At 54.2% G+C, this 26096-nt stretch carries 21 protein-coding genes; 3 read left to right on the top strand and 18 right to left on the bottom strand.

The features are described 5' to 3' along the window. Positions 1–270: 270 nt before the first annotated feature. From ACI48J_RS02350 to ACI48J_RS02305, 10 genes are all read right to left on the bottom strand, one after another. Positions 271–927, bottom strand: a complete 657-nt coding sequence (locus tag ACI48J_RS02350) for a phosphatase PAP2 family protein (RefSeq protein WP_326052005.1) — start codon at positions 925–927, stop codon at positions 271–273. A 196-nt stretch (positions 928–1123) separates the two neighbouring features. Then, positions 1124–1384, bottom strand: coding sequence for a metal-sensitive transcriptional regulator (locus tag ACI48J_RS02345; RefSeq protein WP_218231228.1), 261 nt, complete (start codon positions 1382–1384; stop codon positions 1124–1126). A gap of 39 nt (positions 1385–1423) precedes the next feature. Further along, a complete protein-coding gene (locus tag ACI48J_RS02340; RefSeq protein ID WP_405081453.1) occupies positions 1424–1831 on the bottom strand; it encodes a rhodanese-like domain-containing protein in 408 nt (135 codons plus the stop codon). Positions 1832–1920: 89 nt separating this feature from the next. Further along, positions 1921–2241, bottom strand: coding sequence for a rhodanese-like domain-containing protein (locus ACI48J_RS02335; RefSeq protein WP_405081452.1), 321 nt, complete (start codon positions 2239–2241; stop codon positions 1921–1923). 373 nt (positions 2242–2614) lie between these two features. Further along, on the bottom strand, positions 2615–3172 hold the full coding sequence (locus ACI48J_RS02330) for a DinB family protein (protein WP_405081451.1): 558 nt from the start codon (positions 3170–3172) through the stop codon (positions 2615–2617). A 232-nt stretch (positions 3173–3404) separates the two neighbouring features. After that, positions 3405–4370, bottom strand: coding sequence for a helix-turn-helix transcriptional regulator (locus ACI48J_RS02325; RefSeq protein WP_405081450.1), 966 nt, complete (start codon positions 4368–4370; stop codon positions 3405–3407). A 556-nt stretch (positions 4371–4926) separates the two neighbouring features. After that, the gene (locus ACI48J_RS02320; RefSeq protein ID WP_405081449.1) at positions 4927–5892 is read right to left on the bottom strand and encodes a siderophore ABC transporter substrate-binding protein; all 966 of its coding nucleotides are present in this window, start codon (positions 5890–5892) and stop codon (positions 4927–4929) included. A 115-nt stretch (positions 5893–6007) separates the two neighbouring features. Then, complete coding sequence (locus ACI48J_RS02315) at positions 6008–6766, bottom strand: ABC transporter ATP-binding protein (protein ID WP_405081448.1); 759 nt, start codon at positions 6764–6766, stop codon at positions 6008–6010. Then, positions 6760–7713, bottom strand: a complete 954-nt coding sequence (locus ACI48J_RS02310) for an iron chelate uptake ABC transporter family permease subunit (protein WP_405081447.1) — start codon at positions 7711–7713, stop codon at positions 6760–6762. Before ACI48J_RS02310 ends, ACI48J_RS02315 begins: the two co-directional genes overlap by 7 nt. Further along, positions 7710–8660 (bottom strand): ABC transporter permease, encoded by a 951-nt coding sequence (locus ACI48J_RS02305; protein ID WP_326052020.1) that lies wholly within the window; start codon positions 8658–8660, stop codon positions 7710–7712. Before ACI48J_RS02305 ends, ACI48J_RS02310 begins: the two co-directional genes overlap by 4 nt. A gap of 212 nt (positions 8661–8872) precedes the next feature. Between ACI48J_RS02305 and ACI48J_RS02300 the strand changes: the two genes are divergently transcribed. Then, the gene (locus ACI48J_RS02300) at positions 8873–9433 is read left to right on the top strand and encodes a cupin domain-containing protein (protein WP_405081446.1); all 561 of its coding nucleotides are present in this window, start codon (positions 8873–8875) and stop codon (positions 9431–9433) included. A 133-nt stretch (positions 9434–9566) separates the two neighbouring features. Here ACI48J_RS02300 and ACI48J_RS02295 read toward each other — a convergent pair whose 3' ends face one another. The 8 genes from ACI48J_RS02295 to ACI48J_RS02260 all read right to left on the bottom strand — a co-directional run bounded on the left by ACI48J_RS02295 (position 9567) and on the right by ACI48J_RS02260 (position 24478). Next, positions 9567–12290, bottom strand: coding sequence for an alpha-mannosidase (locus ACI48J_RS02295; RefSeq protein ID WP_405081445.1), 2724 nt, complete (start codon positions 12288–12290; stop codon positions 9567–9569). A gap of 213 nt (positions 12291–12503) precedes the next feature. Further along, positions 12504–15809: a beta-galactosidase gene (locus tag ACI48J_RS02290; protein ID WP_405081444.1), complete on the bottom strand. Its 3306-nt coding sequence runs from the start codon at positions 15807–15809 to the stop codon at positions 12504–12506. Beyond that, on the bottom strand, positions 15806–17125 hold the full coding sequence (locus ACI48J_RS02285) for a glycoside hydrolase family 125 protein (protein ID WP_326052027.1): 1320 nt from the start codon (positions 17123–17125) through the stop codon (positions 15806–15808). Before ACI48J_RS02285 ends, ACI48J_RS02290 begins: the two co-directional genes overlap by 4 nt. 310 nt (positions 17126–17435) lie before the next feature. Beyond that, on the bottom strand, positions 17436–18356 hold the full coding sequence (locus ACI48J_RS02280; RefSeq protein WP_009673528.1) for a carbohydrate ABC transporter permease: 921 nt from the start codon (positions 18354–18356) through the stop codon (positions 17436–17438). 30 nt (positions 18357–18386) lie between these two features. Then, positions 18387–19268, bottom strand: a complete 882-nt coding sequence (locus ACI48J_RS02275) for an ABC transporter permease (protein WP_405083167.1) — start codon at positions 19266–19268, stop codon at positions 18387–18389. A 161-nt stretch (positions 19269–19429) separates the two neighbouring features. Beyond that, positions 19430–20899 (bottom strand): ABC transporter substrate-binding protein, encoded by a 1470-nt coding sequence (locus ACI48J_RS02270; protein ID WP_326052028.1) that lies wholly within the window; start codon positions 20897–20899, stop codon positions 19430–19432. 245 nt (positions 20900–21144) lie between these two features. Continuing rightward, on the bottom strand, positions 21145–22665 hold the full coding sequence (locus ACI48J_RS02265) for a response regulator transcription factor (RefSeq protein ID WP_326052029.1): 1521 nt from the start codon (positions 22663–22665) through the stop codon (positions 21145–21147). Continuing rightward, entirely contained in the window at positions 22658–24478 is a 1821-nt protein-coding gene (locus tag ACI48J_RS02260; protein ID WP_405081443.1) for a sensor histidine kinase, read from the bottom strand. The genes ACI48J_RS02265 and ACI48J_RS02260 overlap by 8 nt, the downstream gene beginning before the upstream one ends. Before the next feature lie 555 nt (positions 24479–25033). Between ACI48J_RS02260 and ACI48J_RS02255 the strand changes: the two genes are divergently transcribed. Next, positions 25034–25414, top strand: a complete 381-nt coding sequence (locus tag ACI48J_RS02255) for a hypothetical protein (RefSeq protein WP_405081442.1) — start codon at positions 25034–25036, stop codon at positions 25412–25414. A gap of 19 nt (positions 25415–25433) precedes the next feature. Further along, entirely contained in the window at positions 25434–26030 is a 597-nt protein-coding gene (locus tag ACI48J_RS02250) for a hypothetical protein (protein WP_405081441.1), read from the top strand. Positions 26031–26096: the final 66 nt, after the last annotated feature.

Here is a 26096-nt window from a genome sequence, read left to right as displayed (position 1 = left end):
GCCCGAGGCGCAGGCACGCGCGCGTGTTAGCGCCATGCCGCTGGCCAAGGGCCGACCGTGCGTGCGCCAGCCCGGATATGCACGGGCAGCGCTGTGCGGCTCATCCGGGCTCTACCCGCTTGTGCGGGCCGCGGCGGCGCCCCGTTCTATCGGCACGAGCCTGCACGTTAGGTCCGTGAGGCTGGAACGGTTCCAGCGGCTCATCCGCAGCGCTCCTATTATCGCTGGCTGCTGGATGGATGCGGCTCCCTGTCGCATTCCATCCGCGGGTTACCTTACGGCCGATTGCCGCCTGTTCCGGTAGCTCCGGTACGTCCAAATGCATACGCCCAGCCAGAAACCGCTGGCCAGATAGCCCCCCAGCACGTCGCTGGGATAATGCACACCGAGGTAGATCCGGGCGAGTCCCATCGCCACAATTATCGCGGTCGCCAGCACGACGAGAACGGTTCTTCCCGCCGCACTGGGAATATGCTTCCACAGCAAATAGACCAGAATTCCATACAAACCGACCACCGCCATCGAATGGCCGCTCGGGAAGCTGAAACCGGCTTCCTCCATAATAATGTGAATAGTCGGGCGCTGCCGCTGGAAAATCTTTTTGAGAATCGTATTCAGAATAGCGGAGCCGCCGATAGCCGCAATAAGAAGAATCACTTCCGAGCGGTGCTTCAGCACAAAGTATAAATATAAAGCGGCGGCGATTGTGATAAAAGGGACCACGGCCGAGGAACCGATTTCCGACAGAAGGCTAGCCGCCGCGGTTAAGCCGGGGCTTTCCGCGCCCTGCACGAACGAAATGATCGTTTCGTCGAACCAGGCAACCTGCCGGCGGCTTACAAGCAGCGCCACCAGTGCGAAGCAGAGGGCGAAAAAGAGACAGACGAGAAAAGAACGGGTCAGCATAACGTTTAATTTCTTATTCATGGAAGTAAAAAATCCTTTCTATACCTTATTCCTGGTCCTGAACAAAGAGATCGGGAACAGCCTTGATCATACCATATTTTAATAAATTGTTAAAAAATCGCCCCTGTCATGCAAAAGGAGCTTTCCATTAATCCCCTAAGGAATCATTGGAAAGCTCCTGTTATTTAACGTCCCGGCGGATGCCGGAAGGCTCCGGTCAGCGGCTTTTGATAAGAAGCTCGACAGCTTCCTGCACTAGTTTGCCGGTATCCTTGCCCTTCTCTTCCTCCTGCCGGATGCAGTGCTCGAGATTGGTGGCTACGATATAAGCCATCGCCTTATCGGCCGCGCTTCTGACGGCGGAAAGCTGAGCGACGACGTCTTTGCAGTCTTTTTCTTCTTCCATCATTTTGAGAATGCCGCGTACCTGGCCTTCCATCCGCTTCAGCCGGCGGACTATGCTTTCATCGTAGTTCATCGCGATCTTCCTTTCCGTATGTTGCCGATTGCGTACTTGTTACGGACAGCCCGCCCCGCAGGTTTTCTCGGGAGTACCCAAGGCACGCCGTTCGAGACGAAGCTGCATGGCGTAGAGCCCCTTAAATCCGCGTCTTTTCAGAAAACGGGCCGCTTTCTTGATGTGACGGTTAGAATCCCCGACCAGCAGAACACGGTCTTCCGGAGAGAATTCATCCTTCCACAAGTAGGGAAGACGGCCGACGGACATATTAATGGAAGGAAAGCCCGCCGCTTCTTCATAATCCGAAGCGTCCCGCACGTCCAGCACCTTAATCCGTCCTTCTTCCTTGGAAGCCACAAGCTCTCTTGCCTTCTCTTGACTGAGATAATTGAGGCCCCTTACCGGAAGCCAGCTCAGCACAAGCGCCAAGACCATCATTCCCGCGATGATCTCCCACATAATCATTCGACAATCCCTCCCTATTCACGCTGTTGACAGCTATAAATCGGTTGCCGGTCTATCTACCGTCTTTCTCGTCTTTTCGGCTCTTCGTTCTAACGTCCGTAAGAAATCCGGTCCGTCCAGTTGTTCATACCGCCGGTCATATTAACGACGTCGAAGCTTTGCTCCGTCAGCAGTTCGCAAGCCAATCCGCTACGGTTGCCGCTGCGGCATACCACCGTAATTTCCCGATTCCGGTCCAGTTCGCCGAGTCTCTGCATCAATTGTCCCAACGGGATATGAACGGCCTGCTCGATATGCCCATCCGCCCATTCCTCATCTTCCCTGACATCCAGGATGTATAGATCCTCTCCGTCGTGAATGCGCCGCGCCAGATCCTGCGGGGTACAGCTCTTAGGTATTTGAAAGGCCATTTCAGCTCTCCTATATCGTTTCTGTCTTTATCATCCTGAACCATATACCCATACGGGTATAATTCTATGATAGATTTTAAAACCCAAACTGTCAACATAAAAATTACAGACTAGTCCGCGCCAAAAACTGTGGACAACCTTAGCTGTGGATATGTTTATAAAAATTTCAAACTTATGCACAGCCTGCGATTTTAGACTGTTGATTTGTGCATAACCCTGTGCATAGAATTGAAATTTCAAAACGGCGGGTTTTATATCTTACCATCATCCTTTCCAAAATAAAAGAAAAGAACTCCGTTTTCGGAGTTCTTTTCGGGACATTTTCCTCATGAAACTTATGTACGGCGCCCTTGAACCTAATCAAACTGACTTCTTAGCGAATGCCGCGTTCGAACAAAAACGCAATATAGTCGGTCGGGGTCCCCATATGACCGAGCTGGCGGAGCATGGCGGATATATTGCCGCGATGATACGTCCCGTGATTCACCACATGCTGAACCAACGCGTAGACCCGGGTTTCGAGGGAACCGAACTGTGGATGCGACGGAGCCGTTTCGGCGGCCGCGCCCTCTCCCTCGGCGAAGAAAGCCCTGTACTTCTCCTCGGCAAGAGCGAATCTCTGCTGCAATTCGTCCAGCGAGTCTCCCCGGCCCTGCGCGTAAAGGCCCGTCACGGCTTTCCTGGCTTCTTCATAGCCGCCCCCTTTCATAACGACCAGCCACATTTCATCCATCATGCAGATATGGTTCAAAGCGTCCGCGACGGACGGAAAAATACTCTGAATCTGCTCGAAGGACAGCTCCTCTGGCAGTGCCCTAAGACCTGCGAAAACCTTCCCGTTTGCCCACACATGGTAGTCGTACTGCTGCTCCGCATAACCGCTTAATACAGCGGCCTTTTCCTGTTCCTGATGCTGCGTATCCGATGACATTCCGGTTCCTCCCCGTTCCTGTGGATATGTTGGAGCGTTGCCGTTACGGCTTGCGCATAACTCCGTGCGAAACGGGATAACCGCTTGAGGGTCACCGCCATCATGCGACGTCATCATGAGAAGCCATCCTGCGCGACCGGGAACTGCCCGCGGACCGGGCTTCCCCTTTTGTCGTAAGCTCGCTTGCCTTCTTAGGATAACCCGGTTTGGCTGACAGTTCCGGTCAGTGAAGCTAAAGCTGCTTATAAAATTCAAGCAGACCGGACGTCACGTCAATCAGCTGCTCTTTCAGCAGAGCAGGTTCAAGAACCCGGATCGACTTCCCTTGGATCATCAGAAAATAAGGGACATAGCTGCGGATCGCTTTCTCCTCCAGCTTCATATGGATCTGATCCGCCGTGCGTTCCACGATCGTATGGCTGAAAAGCCAGTGATCGCACAGCTCGGTTATCGCCCGGGGAGCCCCTTGAATCCGGATGGAGACAAGCTGTTCCTGCCGGCTAGTGTCGGGGAGAAGATTATTCATAAAAAACTGGCGGGCGGAAAATCCCGGCGGCCTGCTGAAGACGCCCTCCGTATGGGACAACGTCCGGATACGGTCGACACGGAAGCTTCGAAGCTCGCCGCGAAGGTGGCAATAGGCGACCAGATACCATTTGCTCTTCCAGTGAACAAGCCCGTACGGATCAATGCTCCTGCTCTGGACCGCCGAAGAGTTTCCCTTGCAGTACTCCATATGCAGGGTATGCCCGTCCGCAACGGCTATCTCCAGCATCTGCAGGTAAGCCTCCAGCGAAGAATCCGTCGGAGGGTGAATGACATCGAAGCCTGCTTCGTGCCGCTGTATCGCGTCGAGCTGCTCGGGGTTCGTATACTGCTTGAGCTTCCCCACGGCGCTGTTCAGCGCGTCCCCGAACGGGTAGCCGGCTTCCTGCGCGAATATGGCGGCATGAACGAGGGCTTTCTGCTCGGCGGCATTAAAGAACAGCGGCGCCTCCCGGAAATTCGGCAGCAGACTGTAGCCGCCGTTATGTCCGGAATCCGCGAGTATCGGCACTCCGCTGGCGCAAAGCGCATCTATATACCGGTACACGGTCCGGATGTTGATTTCAAGCGTCTCGGCCAGTTCCCGGGCGGTCATTTTTCTCCCCGATTTCAAGTGCCACAGCACGGCAAGCATGTTATCCGCTTTGGACATATTCCATCACCTCGCGTTCCTTTCCGGACATTTCCATTCTAGGGCCGCGGGGACGAAGTTTCAATCGGGGATTCAATTGCCAAAGAAACAAGAAAAAGGATCCAGCCGCACTTAGCAGCAGATCCTTTACTTCTGTACAGTCGGAAACGCATTGCCGTCCTTTGTGGAAATAGTATTTGCACTTGGTTCTCTAATGTCAAATCTCTAAGCATAAAAATAGGTGAAGTCGCTGATAATACACGGTCTTCATTTATGCGTTTGGAGAGTCAACTAGAACAGATTAATGGTACTCTTACCTACACAAATGTTATATTAACTTTACTTTGTCTCTTATTTTTTGTTGATATCTATCTGAAATGGAAAAGAAAATGACCATGACTAAAAAACAATGACAACGGCATTAAAAATATAGCTCATGTTAAGACAACTGCCGCACCACGCCAAAAGGCCACCAGTTCCACCCCTTCGGGTGTGACTGGTGGCCTTTTGGCATCTTCCTCCCAAGACTCGGGAGGAACTGCCGGGCGGCCCCGCGAGGCCATTAACCGCTGCAAACTTACTTAATGCCTGCGCTGACTTCTTTAACCATCTCGGCCACGGATACAAGTCCGCCGCCGGACAGGTACCAGTAGTCCGGGTTCAGGTAAATGATGTTGCCTTCTTTGAACGCTTTAGTCGTTTTCACCAGTTCGTTCTCGATGACTTTCTTGGCTCCCGCGCTTTCCGTGCCGACCGCGGAGTCACGGTCTACAACAAACAGGTAGTCCGGGTTTTTCTCTACGATAAATTCGTTGGAGATGCTTTGACCGTGCGTGGACACTTCAATCGTTTTGTCTACGGCCGGAACGCCGAATACGTCGTGAATGATGCCGAAACGCGAGCCTGGGCCATAAGCGCTGATTTTACCGCCGTTAACAAGGGTAATCAGGCCGTTTTTGTTGCTTGCGCCTACTTTATCTTTGATGCCTTTGATCGCTTCGTCCACTTTGGCAAGCTCTTGATCCACTTGTGCTTCTTTACCGAAAATTTGGCCGAGCTGCTTCGCGTTTTCTTTAAAGGATTCCATGTATCTCTTAGCGTCTACACCCATGAAAATAGTCGGGGCAATGCTGCTCAATTCTTTGTAAGCATCCTGCTGTCTGCCGGAAATAATAATCAAGTCCGGTTTCAGCTTGCTGATCACTTCAAAAGCCGGTTCTTTCAAGCTGCCGACGTTCGTGTATTTGGCTTCTTTGTACTTTTTGAGGTAAGTCGGCAGTCCGTCCTGCGGTACGCCGGCTACTTCTACGCCCAGTTTATCCAGGGAATCCAGGACGCCCATATCGAATACCACAACTTTGGCAGGATTCGTCTTCACTTTCGTTTCGCCCAGTTGATGCTTGATGGTCAGTTCTTTGGAAGCGGCAGCCGTCGGAGCCGTTCCTTCTTTGGACGACGTTGTAGCCACCTCTTTATTGCCGCACGCGGCAGCCATAACGGCCAGTACGAGGGTCATGAGAAGCAGGGATAATTTCTTACTCATTGCAATCACTCCTATGGGTTTAATTGGGTTTTTAGTTAGCGGGCATGACACCGTCCGGCATCATCCGTCTAATGGGCTACCATTTGTAAAAAAGCGTTTGGCGGGAATCTGTTCCCTAAGCGAAGTACGTGCAGATTCTGTTGCCATTTATGTTGTGAATCTCGATGTCCATGTCGTAAATCTCCTTCAAAACGGCGGAGTCGATGATCTCTTCCGTTGTGCCTTCTTTCACGACACGGCCGTTCTTCAGAGCGACGATATAATCCGAATGGCAGGAAGCGAAATTAATATCGTGAATGACGATGACGATCGTCTTGCCCAGCTCGCTGACCAGCCTCCGCAGCACCTTCATAATCTGGACCGAGTGCTTCATATCGAGATTGTTCAGCGGCTCATCGAGCAGGATGTACTCGGTATCCTGGGCAAGCACCATGGCGAGATAGGCTCTCTGCCGCTGGCCGCCGCTTAGCTCATCCAAATATTTGTCTTGGATATCTCCCAGATCCATGTATTGAATGGCCTCTTCGATATACTTCTTGTCCTCTGCTGTCAGCCGGCCCTGCGAGTATGGAAACCGTCCGAAGCCGACCAGATCACGGATCGTCAGACGGATGTTGATGTGATTGGACTGCTTGAGAATGGAAATCTTCTTGGCCAGATCGTTGCTCTTCCACTGGCCGATCTCCTTGCCCTCAATGAACACTTCTCCTTGATCTTTGTCGATCAAACGGCTCACCATGGACAGCAGCGTACTTTTGCCGGCGCCGTTGGGACCGATGAAGGAAGTGATTTTGCCTTTGGCGATCTGGACCGACACGTTCTCGACCACATGTTTGCTGCCGTATAGTTTGGATACGCCCTTGACTTCTACCACGATTTTTTCTCCTTTAATAGCAGATAGATAAAGTAGACACCACCGATGAAGTTAATGATCACGCTCAAAGTTGTCGAGAAGGTGAATACCCGCTCTACAATCAGCTGGCCTCCCACTAAAGCGATAATGGAGATAAGGATGGAGCCGGTAATAAGAACGCTGTGCCGGAACGTCTTGAGAAATTCGTGCGCCACGTTCGCGACAAGCAGGCCCAGGAACGTAATCGGACCTACCAGAGCGGTAGCGATCGAGATCAGGATGGCGACGACGACGAGCAGCCTTTTGACCACATAATCGTAATCGATGCCGAGGTTAACGGCATGCTCTCTGCCCAGCGCCAGGACGTCCAGGTATTTCGTGAATCTAGCAAAATAAACACCCACCAGAGCAAGCAGCACGACCGAAATAATAAGCAGGTCCGTATTGACGTTGTTGAAGCTGGCGAACATTTTGTCCTGCACGATCAGAAATTCGTTGGGATCGATCAGCACTTCCATAAAGGAAGAGATGCTCTGGAAAAACGTCCCGAAGATCAGTCCTACCAGCAGGAGGAAGTACAAGTTCTGCCCCTGCTTCTTGAAAAGCAGCTTATATAACACGCCGGTGAAAGCTACCATCAAGCCTACGGAGATAAGAAAATTCACATTCTTATTCATCAGGAAGCTCGCGGAGCCGACCAGGAACACAATCGCGGTCTGAAACAGCATGTAGAGCGAATCGAGACCGATAATGCTCGGCGTCAAAATCCGGTTGTTCGTGATGGTCTGGAACACCATCGTCGAGAAAGCAATGGCGCCGCCCGTTATGACAATCGCCAGGACCTTCCTGCCCCTGCGGGGAAGCACGTAATCCCAGTTGCCGGAGGCGTCGATCAGGAGAAAGACCGCGATGAGCACAAGAGCGAGTACGGCAAGGATGCTTATTTTAACTTTTGCTTGTGAATTCATAAGGCCTTTCTCCTTGCCAGCAGCATGTAAAGGAAGATGCCGCTTCCGATTACCCCGACCGTAAGCCCGATTGAAACCTCATACGGGAAAATGATAACCCGTCCCAGAATGTCGCAGAAAAGGACGAACACGGCTCCGAGCAGGGCGGTGTGGGGCAGCGCCTTTTTCAGATTGTCTCCCATGTAGAGCGTGACGATGTTCGGGATAATCAGCCCCAGGAACGGCAGCGTACCGACCGTCAGAATGACCACGGAGGATACGAGAGCCACGATGACGAGCCCGATGTTAACCACCTGCTTGTATTTCAGCCCCAGGTTGGTGGAAAACTCCTCCCCCATGCCGGCAATGGTAAAACGGTTGGCGAACAGATACGCGATAACGAGCACCGGGATCGAAATGTACATGATTTCGTACCGGCCCTTCATTATCATCGAGAAATCTCCCTGCAGCCACGAGGACATGTTCTGAATGAGATTGTTTTTATAAGCGAAAAAGGTAGTGATAGAGCTTACGATGTTTCCGAACATCAGACCCACCAGCGGGATAAAAATCGTGTCCTTGTATTTCACACGGTCGAGAATTTTCATAAAGATGAAAGTTCCCAGCAGGGCGAATACGAAAGCGATCAGCATTTTCTCCAGCGGACCGGCCGAGGTGAACAGCATCATCGAGACCAGAATGCCGAACCGGGCGGAATCCATCGTACCGGCCGTAGTCGGCGACACGAACTTATTGCGGCTCAGCTGCTGCATGATCAGGCCGATGACACTCATGCTCATGCCTGCGATCAAGATGCTGATTAACCGGGGAAGTCTGCTGACTAGCAGGATATGGACTTTATCGTCGCTCAAGTTGAACAGATCCAACGGGCTGATATCTTTCACCCCGATAAAGATCGATGCGACGGATAAAACGATAAGCGCGATCACCAGATATCTCTTTTTCATAAGCTGTCCTTTGGGCGGGTAATTTTGTATATGTAGCTCGGTTGTAAGAACGTTTCTCATTAATAATGAGATTCATTATCAATTGGGTTCGTAGAGTATTATAACATCTCCCCCAGTTGTGTCAACCGGTTGGGGGGATTTTTAAGAGTACCCATGCCCAAGCCACATGAATACCCTATTTTATACTTCTGTGAAGGGAATGAGGAAACTCCATGTATTACGCCAGAAATCCGTTTCCATATCCATACTACGTTAACGCACCCGTGTATAACTATGCCAGACAACCTGTGTACCGGGCTATTCCACATGAATTAGAGAATACCAACCGATTTGGCCATCGGCAACCCTCAAACACAAACGGCAAAATCGAGTTAAAAGATTATGGAAAAACACCGTTTGTCGTGAATATTAGCGAGGCCGCAAAGCAAAACAATACTTATCGCACTGTCCTATGGACAGGAGATCATTTACAAGTCACGGTGATGAGTATCAACCCCGGAGAAGACATCGGTTTAGAAGTTCACCCTACAACTGACCAATTCTTGCGTATTGAACAGGGTCAAGGTCTCGTTCAGATGGGCGATACTAAAGAGCATTTAAATGTTCAAAAAAGAGTGTATGATGAATACGCGATCATGGTACCCGCCGGTAAATGGCACAATGTAACCAATACGGGCCATACACCGCTTAAACTTTATTCTATTTATGCGCCGCCCGAGCATCCATTCGGTACGATTCAAAGAACGAAAGCAGACGCAATGGCTGCCGAATAAAAACCATATACCCTCAGACATCCTCCATTAAGGTAACAGGCTCCGTAACAGGCCCTTCTTTAAGGACAAAAATAAAATCGGGCAGACTCCGGCCTTAAAAGCCGTAGTCTGCCCGATTTGTTTGATTGATCTTCTATTGGCGAAGCCCGATGGTCACGATCTCATGAGGCGCGGCAGACACGCGGATGGCGCCGCTCTCCGCAGGAATCGTCTCCCCCGCTTCCTCCATGATACTGCTCTTGTAGAAGCCGCTGTGAGACAGCGAGGTACTCACGGGCAGCTCCGCCTGCTGCGGGCTCATGTTGAACCAGCGGAGAAGAATGTCTCCCGACTCCTCGTTCATTTTGAGCGAGGAGAAGGCCAGCTCCCGGCTCTCCCATTGGACAGGCGCATAGATAGGCTGAACAGCGCCTGTATGCACGCCGGTCTGGCAGAGGGTCCACGGGATCTGGAACTGGTACGCCTGCGCATAAGCGCCGGAGGCGATGCCGTCACCGCCGTGCGGAATCAGCATCAGGCGAGCGGTCTGCTCGCCCGGACACTGCGCTTCCGGTGTCGGGAACAGTCCCCAGTCGCCGAGCTCTCCGACCGCGCGGAGCAGCGTCACGGCGATGGTGTTGCGCCCGTCGCGCAGCACTTCGTACTCGCTCAGGCCGAGGTTGGCGACCGTCAGACCGGCCTGAGCCTCGCTCACATCGACAAACGCCTGCTGATGCTGCGTGTTGCTCGGGTTTTCCCACTCAGCCGCAGGCTCGTTGTCTCTGCGGGCGATTTCGAAGACGGAATCGGCCGCATGCGAGCTTGCCTGAAGGTCCGTCGGGAACAGCGCGCGGATGCGGTGATCCTTCGCCTGATTGTTGAAGGAGACGGACAGCTCCACGCCCTTGCCTCCGCGGTCCAGGCTGACGACGGTGCGGATGACCATCGGCACGGTCTCGGCGGAACGCTGGGCTTTGCGGTGCGGGAAATACACGATTTCCCGCTGCTCCCGGTCCAGCGTCTCGTCGGCGGACACGGGAATTTCCCACTCGTGGACGATTTCCACGGAAGCGCGGAAAGCCGTGTCTTCCAGCACGCGAACCTGTGCGGGAAGACCTTTCGTGGTCAGCGCGGTTTCGCCTTCCGGCTGCTTGTACATGTACTCGTTGCCGATGTCTCCGGTGTTCTCGTACACGCCGAGATCGCGGTACGTCCGTCCGTTTGCCTTGTCGGTCAGCGCAAACGATCCGTCCTGCGCGATCTCGACTTTGAGGCTCTCGTTCTCCAGAACGCGTTCGCCTGCGAACAGGGAAGCGGGCGCGGACGGCGCCTTATCGCTGCGCACCCACGCGTAGGTCTGGAGTCCGAGCGCCGGAACGTTCCGCGCTTCGAACGTCAGTTTCACCTTGCGGCACGAATACGGCTGGCGGAACCGGTCGTCCGGCAGGTCGTAGCCGAACAGTAGACCGAGGTCCTCCACCGTGCACGGGACGGTCTTGCCTTCCGCGTCGACAAGCACGCGGCCCGACAGGTCCACGTTCTTCATGCGGCTTGCCGTTTCTTCCAGGGAATAACCTTCCCGGAAGTACAGACGCGCCGCATCGAGCTCGATGGAGACGGTGCCGGTCCGTTCCCAGCCTGTCGTGTTGAACACAACGACCGGAAGGGCATCCTCGCCGAATCCCGCGAACACGCTCGTGTCGACCGCTTCGGCGATGGCACGCTTGCTGTCGTCCACGATGGATTCCGCCACGTGGCGGCTCTTCTCGAACCGCGTCACCATTTCGCGGTGCACTTCGTCCACGCTGCAGCCGCAGATGCTGTCGTGCGGATGGTTCTGCATCAGCGTTTTCCAGGCATACGTAAACAGATGATGCGGGTACTGCTCTCCGAGCAGATGCGCGAAGGAAGCGAGCGGCTCGGCTACTTTTTCAAGCAGCGCCTGGCCTTCCTGGTTCATCTGCTTCAAGTAGACGCGGGCCGACGCCGTATTGACGAGCGTAGACCAGCCGTCCGTACGCTGGCTGCGCAGCTCGCCCTTGACGGAGGACAGTTCGCGCTCTACGCTATCGCCCAGCGCCTCCAGATACGCCGCGAAGTTCGAATGGACGAACTCCGTGTCCGGGTACAGCTTCCGCGCCGTTTCGATCGCTTCCGGCAGGTCGAGCTGGATCGGCTGATGGTCGCAGCCGTTCATGAACAGGAGCTCTCCCGTGGACGCATACTTCTCGGCATCCGCAAGCTTGCGGGCCCAGTACGCCTTCGCTTCCTCTTCGCCGGCGGGCACTTCGTTGCCGTTGGAATACCAGTTCGCGAACAGGACGCCGAGCACCTTGGAGCCGTCCGTTCCTTCCCAGATCAGCTCCGAGAACGACGATTCGTATCCGGAGTCCGATACGGTGTTGTTAAAGCCCGTCGGCTTCACGCCGCGGCCGAAAAACGCGTTGCGGATGCCCGCCTGCCGCAAAATCTGGGGCGCCTGCCCGTAAATGCCGAACGTATCCGGGAAATACCCGATTTTGGATATTTGTCCGTACTTTTTGGCGTCCTGGTGCCCGATCTGCATGTTGCGGACGTTTGCCTCGGGGCTGGTCAGAAAAGCATCCTGCAGGATATACCAGGGGCCGATAAAAATACGGCCTTCGCGGATGTATTTCTCCAAACGTTCCTTCTGCTCCGGGCGAACCTGCAAATAGTCTTCGAGAATGATGGTCTGGCCGTCTAGATAAAAGCTTTTGTAATCCGGGCCCGTATCCAGTTTATCCAGCAGCGTATCGACCAGCTTCACGAGCCGGACGTGGTGCTTTTCGTAAGGCAGGTACCATTCGCGGTCCCAGTGCGTGTGGGAAATAATGTGCGCCGTTCTTTTTTTGCTCATGATCGTTCGCCTCCCCTTCTTTGTGGTGATGCTTTGTGAGATCTTCTATTTGAAAAAAGGGCCGGAGAGCGCCGCGTCAGAGCGGCGTGTTCTCCAGCTTGAATTGTCGTTAGTTAAAAATAAGGGACTGCCTGACGGGTTATGGATAACGCAGGTACGTGCAGACGTACCCGAACACGTATCTAAACACGTACCCTTACGCTCCATCGCGTCTTACTCGCTGCTTACGCGGATTTGAACCTCATCCGGCCGGTAAACGGAGAGAAGCTTGCCTGCCGAATCGGCGGCGAACAGGACGGACCGCTCTTTCTCCAGCAGGAAGGAGTAGACCGCGCCGGTCTCCGTGTCCTTCACTTCTACCGGGGCATCCCAGGCGAATTCGGAAACGAATACGAATAGCGAGCCTGCCTCGAAGCTGATTTTGCGGCCGTACACGCCCGGCAAATTCCCCCCGCGGCGCCATTCCAGACCGCTGTCGCAGCCCGCCGCCTCAAGAGCGTACCGGTAGAGTCCGGCGACGGCTTCGGTTCTCTCGTTAAGCTCGACGGGCAGCGGGCTCCAGATCAGGCGGCCCTTGCCGAGCGGTATATCCACCACAGCGTCGCCTTGCGGGCTGCCGGCTTCTTGTCGCGTTACGCCGGTTCCGTTTCCGGCTGCGGGTTCCGTGCCGATGCCGTCTCCCTCGGCCAAACTGTTCAGGCGGATTTCCTTGACGGTTTCCGCAATGCGTCTCTGTCCGAATGAAACCGGATGGATGGAGCCGCCGATGCTCAGCATTTCTTCCCGGCGTACGTTGGCGAGCTTGCCGCTGCCCAATACTTCGTCCAGGCGGTCCGTCTCTCTCCAGTACGCGTCGATGCCCAGCGGACCTGTCGCCAGCAGCACGGCTCCCGTACGTTTTACAAACTCCACGAGCTCCGCCATTGCCTGATCGTCCACGTTATGGGCGCTAGGCAGCAGGATCAGCTTGACCGGTCCTTGCTCCAGCGCATCCAGGTGATACTCCGATGCCGCTCGGAAAGGCTGGTTCAACTGGTAAGCCAGCACACGCGTCAGCCGGGTCGTGGCATCGAACGCCAGCTTCCGGTTCGAAAAATCGTTCGAATACGGGAAAACGGCGACGACTTCCTCCAGCTTGCGTTCCCGGAACAAATCGCGAATACCGGCCATAAACGTTCCGAAATCATAGGAAACGTCCGCTTCCGGCTTCTCCGTACCGTCTGCCCGGAGAGCCCCGATATGCGATTCGTTGGCATTATCCATATAAAAGTTCGTGTTCCAGATCCAGTGGACCGCCCCTGCCCCTCCTGTCGCGAACGCGTAGGCATACTTGCGCTCCAGCAGGTTCCGCAGCTCCGTCTCGGTCCGTTTCGCCCGGCCGTCCGGCGTTTCCACGTACATGATGCCGGTTTCCTGGACGAGATTCGGTTTATGCGCCGTTTTGGCGAAAATGCCGTCCCAGAGAAGCTGGTCGTTCAGCCACCAAGAATGCACGGTCGTATAGTCGACGGCTTCTTCGTAGAAGAACGGCGACGGTCTCTGGGCTCCGAGCGCTTCGTCCTGCCCGACCGTCACGAGATGATCCGGGCACTGCTCTTTGATCGTCTCGTAGAGCTCCTTCGCCCAGCGGTTGTGCATGTCCATGGAGAACAGGCAGTAGTCCAGCCAGCGGGTCCCTTTCTTGCCGCGGTGCATGTCCTGCACGTCGAAGTTGATTTCCTCGGCTTCCGGTACGGCAGCAGCCGCAAAATCCGGAAGCTGCTCCGGGGACATGTTCCACCGTTCCTGAAGCGCTTCGATAGAGCCGTGCCGATCGCGGAGCCACTCTATAAAGGCCGCTTTCTCGAAAGGATCGCGGCAGGATCGCGGGCCGTCGGAGAAGATTTTTTCCGGCTCGAACATGGACGGCTCGTTGATCAGATCCCAATCCACGTTCTTCGTGGTCCGGTGGCGCGAAACGATGGAGCGGATAAACCGCTTCTGCGCTTCCACGCTCTGCGGATCGAGATAAGGATTGACCCCTTCCCATGTTTCCGGCGTGAAGGAGAAAAACGTGAACGTAACCTGCAAGCCGTGCTTCTTGCCCGTCATCAGGAACGCGTCGATCGCCCTTAGCACATCTTCCGACACATGGCCGTCCACCTGCATAATGTTGCGGTAAGCGGTCCAGATGCCCGTACGGATCCAGTTGATGCCCGCGCGGGCCATCTGGGCCATATCGCGGTCCCATACCGCCGCGTTAGGCAGGAACAGGAACTTGCGGGCCACGTCGGAAGTCATGTAGGTCATGCCGACAACCGGCAGCGGCCTGCCGTCCTGGATGAAGTAGTCGCGGTTCCGGCCAATCGGCTGGCCTTCCGCCAGAAGCTCGGCGTCCAGGCCCCAGAACCCTTGGCGCAGGATGCGGATCTCGCCGCGCGCCGATTCGGCCCGGCATTCCACCCGGTACAGCCCGCTTCGAATGTCGAGCGGGACCGGGATACGGACGAGGCCGAATTCGCCGGTAACCTCCTGCCGAAGCTCATGGCTCCAGCGGTCGGAGTTGCTCTCGTGCTCCACCGTGATGGAGAACGTCCAGCTCTCCGCCCGTTTCGCGCGACTGTCCGCGCATGCGCGTGTCATCCGCTGGGTCTGCAGGGTAAGCTGCGGACGCTCGCCTGCTTCGTAGGACGCGTAATTCGGCTTCAGCCACAGCTCGGTCACGCCTGCCGCGCAGAATTCCGTCCACTGCTTGAGCGCCGCGGCGCCGCCCTGCTCCCAGAACTGCGCGCGGAGCGGCTGGTTCACGAACAGCCAGCGCGAGCCTTCGAACTTGCCGCGCGAGTTTTCCCAGAGCACGACGGGAGCCGACACTTCGCGGCCTTCCGCGGTAATCCCTTTGAGCAGCGGATAAATCTGCGTGCTCATCGGTCCGGCGGAGCCCATCTGGTGCGGGAGATCGCTTGTTTTGGTCACGTGCGGCACGAGATTCCACGTGTCCGTCACGCTAAACAGCGATTCTTGCCCCGCCAGCAGCGGGACCGTGTCCGAAGCGGACAGTTCCGCCGCGGAAGAAGCGTCCACGCGAAGCGCCTCGTGGATGTGCAGCTCCTGGTGGTAAGCCGTCTGCTCGGCTTCCACGTGCCATTCGCCGTCCTCGCGGCGCACCGGATGCTTGAACGGCGCGCCGCCGACGGAGATCAGGCTTCCGCCTCTCGACAGGAAGCCGAGAATGGCCGGCCACGCCGCTTTCGGGAAATACGGCGCGTGCAGGTTCACGAAGCAGCCGCCGGCCGCTTCGTTCAGGGCTTCGGCCAAGCCGTCCGCGCTGACGAAGTTCCCGATACCCGCCAGGGTATCGGTCTGGAGCGCGGCGCCGGCAGCGCCGGATAGTCCCGCGCCGGAGCCCGAGTCCGGCTGCCGGGTTTCTTGCCGCGAAGCCGGCACGGTCTGCCGGCCTGTTTTCACGTTTGCTTGTTCTGCTTTGCTTATCGGAAACGACGGATCATAGAAAAGAACGACCGGCTGATTCACGCTCATAGCAGTCCGTCCTTCATCGCCCGGTAAACGAGCTGGGAGAAGAGGCTGTTCGACCATGCGAACCAGGTTCTCGTGAACGTGTTCGGATCGTCGGCATGGAAGCCCTCGTGCATAAAGCCCGTATCCGCGTCGGTCGCTTCCAGCATCGCGATCATCTCCAGTTTCTCCTCAGCCGTCGTGGCGGTCAGTCCCTGCATGGACAAAGCCATGTGCCAGATATAGCCCGGAGGCGTATGCGGGCTTCCGATTCCTTTTGCCGCGGTCCCTTCGTAGTAGAACGGATTTTCTTTGCTGAGCGCGAAGCGTCTCGTGTTCTGGTAGATAGGATCGTCCGCGTTCACGTATCCGAGGTACGGAATGGACATGAGTCCCGGCGTACCCGCATCGTCCATCAGGCAGTAGTTGCCGAAGCCGTCCGTCTCGTACGCGTAGATCGGTCCGAATTCGGGGTGGCGGTAAATGCCGTACAGCTGAATCCCGTGGTCGATATCGGCTTCGAGGTCTTTCAGCTCTTTCAGGAACTCCATATCGCGGAAAACCCATTCGGCGAATTCCTGCATATGGCGAAGCGCCACCACGGCGAACATATTGGCCGGAATGTTGTAATGGAAGTCGCAGGCGTCGTCGCTGGAACGGAAGCCGGACCAGACCATGCCCGTATAATTGACCGGCATCCCCAGGCCGCTGTTGCGGAGCGAATCGGTCGGAATGCCGTTGTCGCGCGTGAAGCGGTAAGGAGACTGTTCGAAGTGGCGCTGCTCGGTTTTGAACAGCTCGACGATTTTGCGCATCGCGCTTTTAAAGCCCGCGTCGAAAATGTCCGTCCGTTCGGTTTCTTTCCAGTACGCGTAGGCTAGGCGCATCGAGAAGCAGAGCGAATCGAGCTCGAATTTGCGCTCCCATACCCAAGGGGACATGTCCGTAATGTCGGTGGTGTTCCAGTGCCAGTCGTTGGCGGATTCGTTGAACGCGTTCGCATACGGATCGATATGGATGTAAGCGATATGGCGCTTGATGAGGCCGCCGATAATACGCTGCAGATCCTTGTCTTCTTTGGCAAAAGGCACATATTGGATCACCTGCTCGACCGAATCCCGCAGCCAGGAGGCCGGGATGTCTCCGGTAATGACGAAGGTAGTGCCGTCATCCAGCAGTTTCGTCGTCGTTTCCAGCGTGTTCGGGAAACAGTTCTTGAACAGTTGAAGAAGCTTCGGGCGGTGCGCCAGCTTCACTTCGGCTTCCTTCAATACTTCCTCGATGGCCTGCGGGAGCTCCAGCTTAGGCATCGGAATTTTGGGCAGTCTGAATTGTTCCATGGCTTCGGTTCCTCCAATAATATCCCAGTTTGTCTGCTAGTTTACCTGATCTATCTCGTTTCTTATATGTGTAGGTTTTGACCCGGTATGTCGCTTCTGCTCTAAAGCTGCGAAAAGCGGCATCCGGCGCGGGCGTTCAGCTCTCCATGCAGGAGCGGCCCCGCAGGCTGCAGGGCCGTTGTCGCCGCATCCGGGCACGGACTTATATCCGGGGGGGATGCTCCTCCGCAGGTTAGACGGGAAGCGGCCGCCCTCTGGCCTCCCGGCCCCGCAGTGCCGAAGCTTTCGCCCGCACTGCGCTCGGCCCGGCCTATTCTTTTACGGCGCCGATCGTCAGGCCTTGAATGAAGTAACGCTGGAAGAACGGATACGCGAGAATGATCGGTCCGGTCGCCAAGACGACCATCGCCATCCGCGACGTATCCTGCGGCAGCGACTGCAGCACGCCCATCCCGAGCGACGGGTTGTTCGTGTTCTGCAGCAGAAACTGCATGCTGTTCTCGATCCGCATCAGCATCGACTGGAGCGGAACCAGCTTCGGATCGTCGATGTACAGAAGCGCGTTGAACCAGTCGTTCCAGTAGCCCAGCGTACTGAACAGGCCGATCGTCGCCATACCGGGCAGAGCCAGCGGCATGACGAGCTTGTAGAAGATCTGGAATTCGCCCGCGCCGTCGATTTTACCGGACTCGACAATCGCGTCCGGCACCGAGGTGCTGAAGAACGTCCGCATAATCATGATGTAGAAGGCGTTCCCCGCCAAGGGCAGAATGAGCGCCCAGAGCGAATCTTTCATGCCGAGCAGCTGGGTTACGACGATATACGTCGGTACCATACCGCCGTTGAACAGCATCGTGAAGAAAGCGAAAAATCCGAAGAAATTGCGGTATTTGAACGTTTTACGCGAAATGGCATAAGCGAACAGCGCCGTCATGATGACGGAGATAACGGTCCCGACAATCGTGACGAGAATCGTGACGCCGTACGAGCGGAGAAGCTGATCGCCCGCTTTGAACAAATAGCGGTAAGCCTCCAGGCTCCATTTTTCCGGGATAAGCTGATAGCCGTTGGCGGCCAGTGTCGTTTCATCCGTGAAGGAGATGATCGTAACGAACAGGAACGGAAAGACGCAGGCAAAAGCGAACAAGGCTGCAATCAGGTTAAAGACAACGTTCCAGACGGTCGGGAGCTGATGAAAATCGCGGCTTTTTTTTCTCGTTTGGGCTTGCACAGCCAATTCCCCCTTTCACATGCTGATCTCTTAGAACAAGGCATTCTCTTTGTTGAATTTGCGTACGATGTAGTTCGAGGTAATGACGAGAATAAATCCGACCAGGGACTGGTAAAGACCTGCGGCGGTGCTCATGCCGATTTCACCGGTCGTTTTGAGGCCGCGGTATACATACGTGTCGATAACGTTCGTCACGGAGTAGAGCGTGCCGGAATCTCTCGGAACCTGATAGAAGAGACCGAAGTCGGCATAGAAAATGCGGCCGATCGCCAGCAGCGTCAGAATCGTCATGAGCGGCTTCAGCATCGGGATCGTAATGTTGCGGATCTGCTGCCACTTGCTTGCGCCGTCGATCATGGCCGCTTCGTACAGGGATTTGTCGATCCCCATAATGGCGGCCAGGTAAACGACGCTGTTGTAGCCGACGGACTTCCACAGGAACACCAGGATGATGATCAGCGGCCAGTATGTCGGGTTGTTGTACCACTGGATAGGATCTACGCCGAACATGGCGCCGACTTTATTCACGAGACCTTTGTCGAAGCTGAGGAAGCTGAATACGAAATAGCCGACGATGACCCAGGACAGAAAGTACGGGAGAAACATGCCGGTCTGATATATTTTGGCGAGCCGTTTATTTACGATTTCGGATAGTACGATAGCCAGCAGGACCGAAAGGACCAGGCCGACGATAATAAACACGGTGTTATAAAGCAGGGTATTGCGCGTAATGATGTAAGCGTCGTTCGTGCTGAACAGGAACTTGAAGTTTTGCAGGCCGACCCACTTGCTTTCGACTATGCTGGCCCAGAAGCCGTCCCGGCTGTACCGGTATTGTTTGAACGCAATGACCATACCTGCCATCGGCAGATAGGAGAAGAACAGGAACCAGATCGTGCCTGGCAGTACCATGAGAAGGAGTGCTTTGTTTTTGTTGATGTCTTTGAAGAAATTCGTAATCCTTGTCACACCCTATCACCCCTTTTGAGAAATAATTCGAAGCCGGTAACGCTCGCGAGCATAAAAAATCAGGCGAATGCGGGAAACATTCGCCTAATCCGATTCTGATTCTCTTACTTCTTGGAAGCTTTCCACTCGTCGATTTGACGCTGGGCTTCCGCCATGATTTTATCCAGACCCGCAGCTTTCATTTTCTCGTTAGCTTGCGGCAGGTATTGATTCGGATCTACCGTACCGGTCATCAGTGAAGTCCAGAAGGCTTCCTTCACGTTCTGTACGGCGGCGATTTCAGTTGTGACTTTCGATGTGTCGAAGTTAAAGCCGAGCAGCGGAGCCGGTTTGCCCGCATCGTTGAACTTCTTGAACTCGTCCCACTTGTTGGCAGGGTCTTCTTTGTTCAGGTACGTGATAATAACGCTGCCGAGCGAGAATGTCGGCATGTCGTAGTTCTTCGCATCCGGAAGGTTTTCCATCACGTTGTCGCCGATTTTCTTGTAGTGCACGCCTTCGATACCGGAATCCACCATGTTGCGGAGCTTCGGATCGGTATTCAGCAGGTTCAGGAATTCCATCGCTTTCTCCGGATACTTGGAGTTGGCGGAGATCGCCTGCATGGAGCCCATTACGGACCAGTTGAAGATAGTGGACGGGCCGGCCGGAGTCGATACAACCGGGTAGCCGTAGCTTGCGGACCATTGGTTGTCGGCGAAAGGCTGGTTGGTCGCTTTGTCCGCGAACCATTTGCCCGTTGCTTGAACGTCGCTCAGCGAGTTGAGTGTAGCCGCTTCGGTCGGGATGTAGCCGGCTTTATAGTACTTGTTCATCGTTTGAAGCGCCTGTTTCATTTCAGGTGTATCAAAAACGTTAACGACTTTCAGGTCCGTGCTGTCGAGCTTGACGGCCATCGGCATTTTTTCGATGACGTAGTCGTAAGGAACGTACAGACCGAAGTTTTTGTCCGCCGCCAGCGGGAATACGTTCGGTTCTTTTTCCTTGATCGTTTTGAGCAGCGGCTCCAGGCTTTCCAGCGTGTTCACGTTGGTGATATCCAGGTTGTACTTGTCGAGCAGCTTCTTGTTGAAGCGCCATACTTCCTGTGCCGGAAGCTCTTTGTTAGCCGGAATACCGTAGTTGTGTCCGTCTACTTTGGAGCCTTCGAGGAACGCCGGGTCGAGAGCGTCTTTAATGCCTTTGCCTTGTTTATTCAAGAGGTCGTCGATCGCCAGGAATGCGCCTTTTCTTGCATTCTGGACATAATCGAATGCCCACGAAGAAGTGAACATGATATCGATCGGCTCACCGGAAGCGGCCATAACCTGCATCTTCTGGGAGTAGTCGCCGAAATCGATTTGTCTCATTTTGACGGTAACGCCGATTTTCTCTTTCGTGTACTTGCTGACTTCTTCCATGACGCGGTCCGTGTCTTTCTGCGGAGTCCCGATCGTGTACCAGATCAGTTCTACCGGCTTATCCGCCGTTCCCTCGCCTTGTTTGCTGTCTTTGCCGCCGCAGGCGCTGAGCACCAGAGTAAACGTAAGCAGCATGGCTAGTACGACAGACAGACTTTTCTTGCTTCTGTTCATGTGTGTATCCTCCCCTTTAATAAATCCGCCATCTCTGCACGAACAGGGCAGACGGCTTTTCTACGCGATCTTCTGCTCTATTCATTGTGCGGAACCGGGAAATGCCCTATGCACAGGGCTTTAGGCCGCTGTCCGCTTGCTTCGAGGACTATCTTTACTGTACGTGATGAAAGCAGTTTCAAATAGAAGAGAAATTAAAGTTATCGTGTCTAAAATAAAGAAAAGAGACCGCCCGCGGCCATCCGCTAGAGCAGTCCCTTGAAATCGGTAGGTGAGATTCCCACATATTTCTTAAATTGTTTGTAAAAGTAACCCGTTTCCCAGTAGCCCACATTCCGGGCGATTTCGTGTACTTTCAGATGCGTCGTTTTCAGCTGTTCCTTCGCCTTCTCGATCCGGTATTTGTTGATGTATTCCGTAAAGGTCTCGCCGGTCTCCCTGTGGAACAGCTGGCCCAGATAGACGGGATGAATATTGTACAGCGCGCCCAGCGCTTTCAGCGAGAGCTCTTCGGCATACGATTCGTGGATGTAATTGAGCACCTGCTGGACAACCGGGCTCTTGATATCCCGGACCAGCGAATCGACCGTAAGCCCCGCCACGTCCTGGACGGCCTGGATCAGCTCGCGCAGGGTGCCCGCCTGCCGCACTTTCTCGAAACCTTCCTTGTACAGCTCGGTTTCCTCCACGTGCTTGATCTCTTTCAGCGCCATTTTGAAAAGAATAATGACTTCCATGGCGATATCCTGAATGTCCCCGGGGGTGACACCCTCCAGCGTCTGCATCTCTTCGAAATCCTCTTCGATGCGCAGAAGCAGCTTCTCCCGGTCTTTAGCCATGATCAGCTTCGTATACTCGCTCCAGTCAATCGGAAACTTCGCTTTCCCCGCATCCTTGCCCGAAGGCAGGTCGCTGTAGTCGATGAGGCCGTGCTCCGGGTAGAGCAGGAAATATTCCTGCGCCTTCTTCGCGTGCCGGTAGCCGAGCGGCGCCTGATCGGGGAGCGGCTGCACGCTTCCGATGGAGGTGCGGATGGGCTGGTACGTCGTGAGCCGGTCCAGCAGTTCTTCAATTGTGCCGATCATCTCGCGCTTGCCTTCTTCGGGATCGTCCATCACGAAAAGAATCACGAGGTCTCCGTCCACATCCCGGAACGGGATGATCGACTCGTTGTATTTCATCTGCCGCGAAATCAACTCGAACACCTGGACGAAGTTCTCTTCGAGCCGCATAACCGCGGCGGCCATGTACGGCTTGTCCATCTCGATGCCGAGCAGATCGGCCCGCTCCCTGTACTCGCCGGACGCGATCTGCCCCGTCAGCCAGCGGTGCATCATATTGTCCTTCAAAATCTGCACGCCGTATTCGTTGAACAAGCGTTCGGATTTTGAAGCGTTCAGCTTCTCCACCGTATTGTCCAGCGTCGCTTTCAGCTCATCCAGATTAATCGGCTTCAGCAAATAATTTTCGATGCCGAGCCGGATGCATTCTTTCAGATACACAAAATCGTTAAACCCGCTGAGGACCACTACCTTCAGGTCGGGATGAAACTCCCGCGCCCCGCGGATCAGATCGAGCCCGTTCATAACCGGCATCGAAATGTCCGTGATCAGAAGATCCACCGGTGTCTTCTTCAGCGCCTCCAGCGCCTCCCGACCGTTCTCGGCCTGGCCCACAATTTCGAGCCCGAACGAGGACCAGTCTATAATATCGTAAAGCCCTTCGATAATGAACGGCTCGTCATCCACCAGAAATACTCTATACATGGGCCGCCTCCTGTCCCTCTGCGCCGGGATACCGGACGATTACCGTCGTACCTTGTCCCGGCTCGCTGTGAAGTTCAATCCCGTATTCGCTCCCGTACTGCAGTTTCAGCCTTTCGTGAACGCTCCTCAGACCGAAAGATTCGCCTTCCGTTTCCTCCCGGTCCAGCTTCTCCGTGATCTCGTCCAGCTTCTCTTCCGTCAAGCCGTTGCCGTTATCCTGCACCCGGACCCGGACGAATCCGCCCTCTTCGCCGATCGTAATCGTCAGACGGTTATCCTTGCGGTCGCTGCGGATTCCGTGAACGACATAGTTCTCGATGATCGGCTGCAGCGACATTTTCAAAATCTGAACGTGCGCCAAGTCCCGCTCCCACACGATTTCGTACGAAAAACGGTCCTTGTACCGGATACGGAAAAGCTCCAGATACATCCGGCACGCCTCGACTTCATCCTTCATCGTATAGATCGTCTTCTGCTGCACGAAGCTTTTGAACAGCACGGACAAGCTGTAAATCATCTCGCCGACATCGCTGGCCCCTTGGGACAGCGCCCTCATCCGGATCACCTCCAGCGTGTTATAGAGGAAATGCGGATTAATCCGGGCCTGAAGCGCGGTCAGCTCGGTATGCTTCTGCTTGATCTCCGCCTTATACACGCGGTCGATGTAGTTGTTCAGCTCGTCCAGCATATCGTTAAAGCTTTTGGAAATCTGCCCGAGCTCGTCTTCGCGGGTATCGCGGATCCGCGCTTTCAGGTCTCCCCGCTTCACCCGCCGCGTGAACTGGATGATCCGGTTCGTCCGCTTCGCGAAGTTCATAATGAACAGCGACGGAATGAGGATCGCGAACAGAATAGCAATCGCGCTGACGAGCAGGATCGTGTTGCGCAGGCCCCGGTAGGAGGCCGCGATCTCTTCCTTGGGTGCGGCCCCCATGACGATAAAGCCGCCCCGGCTCTGCGTCAGCTTCGTCAAATACATGCCGTTTTGCAGCGTGCCCGTATCGTACAAACTGTTGATCCTGTCGGTGTAGGGGAACTTCTTCCCGTAGTATTGACCGGAAGAATCAAACATCACGTCCCCGTCGGGGGTCATCACGAAGATCGTCCCCTTCAAATCCGGCTTGTAGCTTTCGAGAGCCCGGACTATCCCGTCCGAATTGAAATAAAGGAGCAGCTGCCCGATATTTTTGAGCGAATATTTATCGTTAACCGGTACGCGGATGGAATACAACCTGGGGTCCCACTGGTTCAGCGTCTTGCGCATCCAGACGTTCGGCGGGGCTATCGTGCGGGTCTCCTGTGCCATAATGTCCGGAATGTAGGAACGCGAAGCGTTCGTGGAAATCAGCTTGCTCAGCCGGTTGGAATTGTACGTGTAGAGATACTGTTCCTCCGCGCTGTAGAGCATGAGATTCTGGATATCCGGGTCCGCGTCCAGCTTGTTCTGCAAATATTTCAGAACATCCGTCGAAAAATTCGTATCTTTATAGAATTGATCCAGCCGGTGTTCGGCATATTCCTGATAAGGATGCTGGAGAAAATACGACATGTTGGCCGACAGGGCGTCGTTCTGGTAAATGTCCGTGAGCAGCGACTGCATCCACTCGAATTTGCCGTTAACGTACGAGCTGACGCCTTCCATCGCCTTTTTCTGGTTGGCCAGTTCCCGCTGCACAATGGATTGGGACATGAAAGAAAACATCAAATACGAAAGCGTAATGATGGTCAGGATCGTGATCAGGGAAAACATCAGGATCATTTTCAGAAACAAGTTGTTTTTCAAATAGTTGCGGTAGATTCTCCTGACACCCATGCGGTCTGCCCTCCCTGAACGTTATCCGTCTCGATTATAGCATGCCGCCGCCTCTACAACCTAACCGCCTTTGTCAGTTCCGTGGCGCGCAGCCCTATGCTTATATGGTGAAAAAAAATAAGGACCGCCTCCAACGGCAGTCCTTTTTAATGTAGTTTTCTGCTTCTTTCCGATAAGGAAGAAAGTTCATTGGGGCCTCGTAGCTGCCCGCCGCATATTCGTTCAGTCGTCGGTGTTTGAACAGCGGCTGCATTGACGGCTACCGTTAGCATGAGGATGGACAAGCTCAGTTCGGGAACGAGTAATTTTTTTCATTTGCGTGGACGTTCACTCCTTTGGTCTATGTGTTTTTCGCGTTTCCGTTTTTTGGCGCTGCTTGTTCTTGTTTGGTCTTTACATAGGGTTTAACTCAAGGGAGTGAAGTTTGGATCACTATTTTTCCAAAAAAGTTTTCAAGACTTAGAACACTTGGGACTTTAACTTTATTTGCCAAAATTACAAATTGTAAGTTATACTTTTTTTGAACCTGTCATTTAAACCTAATGGAGGATGCTGATGAATAGAAATAAATTAATCGCAATTCCTATCGTTCTAATTGGAAGTAGCTTGTTCTATCCGTCGTCAGGTCATGCTTATTATGGAAATGTCGATCTGAGGATTCTTACTGCTGAGCAGGGATATATGGTTGGAGGATCTTTCTCCGGCACAGACGGTATACCTGCATCATTAATTGCAGGTCTGCAATTATTTCATGATGGAGTTTATATGGGAGAGCATCAAGTCCAAACAATTGGTCAGAAAACGGCAGAAGATGAAATTGAACGAAAAAGACATCCTGCTCAAGGCGAATATTTCATGAAAACATGGCACAATTTTTATTATCGTGCTGGAGATGAGCGCTCAGAGTACCGCACTGGCAGTACAACTTGGAGATGATAAGTAACAGGAGGATAAAATGAATAAAAAAGCGATCACCGGAATCACTGCACTTGCTGCTGTCGTCATATCAAGTACAGTTGTGTACGCGGCGAATACAACAACCGGAACAACTCCCGCCGATACGGCACGTTCGTTTATCGAAAAATATCCAGCAGCGGTTGTCCCGGAGGCATCCTCTAAACCCGTTCCTTATAAGGAGTTTTCCGATCCCAACGTGTATTCGAAATTAGAAAGCTCCTGGAACAAGGCCGTTGAGGCACTTGATCAAAAGCCGTCTGAGAAAGCAAATCAGGACTCCAAACAGCCGGCCGCGTTCGCGCAAGAGCAGTGGAACTTGATTGCAGGCCCCGACATTGAGGCTGAATTCGAAAGCAAGCTAAGCCGGAACGAAGCTTCCTCTTTCAATGAAGTCTTCATCACGGCAACTCGCGGGCTTAAACCCGGCGATCTTATGTATGCGCTGCTTCTGCGCGACAATAAAGCGGAAGCCAAAGTCGTCTGGCAGCGGGCCAACGGGGACATTCACGTCTCGCATCTGCGTCAGTCCAAGGACCTCCACGGCAATGCCGTATGGTCGCTGCTCGGCAGCGAAGAAATAGCATCCGCCAGATAGTGCGGCGCGGCACCGATAGCATACGACCGATGGCTTAGCGGACAGCGTACGGCATCAGTCGTACAG

This window comes from Paenibacillus chitinolyticus, from assembly GCF_045038035.1.
In the GTDB taxonomy this organism is placed as follows: Bacteria; Bacillota; Bacilli; order Paenibacillales; family NBRC-103111; genus Paenibacillus_F; species Paenibacillus_F chitinolyticus_A.
Note: the sequence above shows the minus strand (reverse complement) of the source record. Positions and strands in the feature narration are given on the sequence as shown.